This is a genomic window from Rhizobium sp. Rhizsp42 (assembly GCF_047304155.1).
In the GTDB taxonomy this organism is placed as follows: Bacteria; Pseudomonadota; Alphaproteobacteria; order Rhizobiales; family Rhizobiaceae; genus Rhizobium.
Map to the genome: position 1 here is coordinate 1 of NZ_JBGLYS010000087.1, position 2846 is coordinate 2846.

Genomic DNA, 2846 nt, shown 5'->3' on the forward strand with positions numbered 1-2846 from the left:
ATGAGCATAAGCAATGAGAACAATTAAGCCGATCGAGCTATTAGTAACGGTAAGCTTCACACATTGCTGCGCTTCCACACCCGTCCTATCAACGTGGTCGTCTTCCACGGCTCTGATAGGGAATACTCGTTTTCAGGTTGGTTTCCCGCTTAGATGCCTTCAGCGGTTATCCATTCCATATGTAGCTACCCTGCTATGCCGTTGGCACGACAACAGGTCCACCAGAGATATGTCCATCCCGGTCCTCTCGTACTAGGGACAGATCCTGTCAATATTCCTACACCCACGGCAGATAGGGACCGAACTGTCTCACGACGTTCTGAACCCAGCTCACGTACCGCTTTAATTGGCGAACAGCCAAACCCTTGGGACCTGCTCCAGCCCCAGGATGCGATGAGCCGACATCGAGGTGCCAAACAACCCCGTCGATATGGACTCTTGGGGGTCATCAGCCTGTTATCCCCGGCGTACCTTTTATCCGTTGAGCGATGGCCCTTCCACGCGGGACCACCGGATCACTATGACCGACTTTCGTCTCTGCTCGACTTGTCAGTCTCGCAGTCAGGCGGGCTTATGCCATTGCACTCGACGACCGATTTCCGACCGGTCTGAGCCCACCATCGCGCGCCTCCGTTACTCTTTCGGAGGCGACCGCCCCAGTCAAACTACCCACCATACACTGTCCCGGATCCGGATAACGGACCGCGGTTAGACATCCATGACGATAAGGGTGGTATTTCAAGGATGGCTCCACAGAAACTGGCGTCCCTGCTTCAAAGCCTACCACCTATCCTACACATGCCGACACGAATGCCAGTGTAAAGCTATAGTAAAGGTGCACGGGGTCTTTCCGTCTGACCGCAGGAACCCCGCATCTTCACGGGGAATTCAATTTCACTGAGTCTATGTTGGAGACAGCGGGGAAGTCGTTACGCCATTCGTGCAGGTCGGAACTTACCCGACAAGGAATTTCGCTACCTTAGGACCGTTATAGTTACGGCCGCCGTTTACTGGGGCTTCAGTTCAAAGCTTGCACCTCTCCCTTTAACCTTCCAGCACCGGGCAGGCGTCAGACCCTATACGTCGTCTTGCGACTTCGCAGAGCCCTGTGTTTTTGATAAACAGTCGCTACCCCCTGGTCTGTGCCACCCCATAATAGTTGCCTAGCATGGGGTCACGCTTCTTCCGAAGTTACGCGTGCAATTTGCCGAGTTCCTTCAACATAGTTCTCTCAAGCGCCTTGGTATACTCTACCTGACCACCTGTGTCGGTTTCGGGTACGGTCTATAATGATGGAGCTATTTCCTGGAACCGCTTCCCTGCACCCACAATCCAATAAGTGAATACAAGTTACGCAATCCGTCACTACCACCAGGCCCACGAATATTAACGTGGTTCCCATCGACTACGCGTTTCCGCCTCGCCTTAGGGGCCGGCTAACCCTGCTCAGATTAACTTTAAGCAGGAACCCTTGGTCTTTCGGCGAGAGGGTCTCTCACCCTCTTTATCGTTACTCATGTCAACATTCGCACTTCCGATACCTCCAGGATGTCTCACGACTGTCCCTTCACAGGCTTACGGAACGCTCCGCTACCACGTGCATTACTGCACATCCTCAGCTTCGGTGCATGGCTTCAGCCCCGTTACATTTTCGGCGCAAAGACCCTTATTTAGACCAGTGAGCTGTTACGCTTTCTTTAAATGATGGCTGCTTCTAAGCCAACATCCTGGTTGTTTTGGGATCCTCACATCCTTTCCCACTTAGCCATGACTTGGGGACCTTAGCTGGAGGTTAGGGTTGTTGCCCTTTTCACGACGGACGTTAGCACCCGCCGTGTGTCTGCCGAGTAGTACTCCCGGGTATTCGGAGTTTGGTTAGGATCAGTAAGACGGTGAGTCCCCATAGCCCATCCAGTGCTCTACCCCCCGGGGTATTCGCTCGACGCTCTACCTAAATAGATTTCGCGGAGAACCAGCTATTTCCGAGTTTGATTGGCCTTTCACCCCTAACCACAAGTCATCCCAATCTATTGCAACAGATGCGGGTTCGGTCCTCCAGTTGGTGTTACCCAACCTTCAACCTGCTCATGGCTAGATCACTCGGTTTCGGGTCTAATGCAACAAACTAAATCGCCCTATTCAGACTCGCTTTCGCTTCGCCTACACCTACCGGCTTAAGCTTGCTTGTTACACTAAGTCGTTGACCCATTATACAAAAGGTACGCCGTCACCCTTGCGGGCTCCGACTGTTTGTAGGCATCCGGTTTCAGGTTCTATTTCACTCCCCTTGTCGGGGTGCTTTTCACCTTTCCCTCACGGTACTTGTTCGCTATCGGTCATGCACGAGTACTTAGGCTTGGATAGTGGTCTACCCACGTTCAGACAGGGTTTCACGTGCCCCGCCCTACTCTAGGACAATGAGTGTTCTACGCGTACGGGGCTATCACCCGCTACGGCCCAACTTTCCAGAAGGTTCCGCTTTATTCCTCATTGCCACTGGCCTGGTCCGCGTTCGCTCGCCACTACTTGCGGAGTCTCGGTTGATGTCCTTTCCTTCGGGTACTTAGATGTTTCAGTTCCCCGAGTTCGCTTCTTACACCCTATTTTATTCAGGTGTAGATACCTTATCACAATGCTTGGAAACCTAAGCCGTACCGAAGCACAACTTAGATTTTCCAAGCATTTAAGGTGGGTTTCCCCATTCGGATATCCATGGATCAAAGCTTATTCGCAGCTCCCCACGGCTTTTCGCAGCGTATCACGTCCTTCATCGCCTGTGCATGCCAAGGCATCCACCAAATGCCCTTACGACACTTAATCGTTCTCATTGCCAATGCTCATCATCT

At 52.4% G+C, this 2846-nt stretch carries 1 rRNA gene; it reads right to left on the reverse strand.

What is annotated here, in order from left to right:
• Window positions 1–19 precede the first annotated feature (19 nt).
• Window positions 20–2820: ribosomal RNA gene (locus tag ACCD05_RS31570) — 23S ribosomal RNA — on the reverse strand.
• Window positions 2821–2846 lie beyond the last annotated feature (26 nt).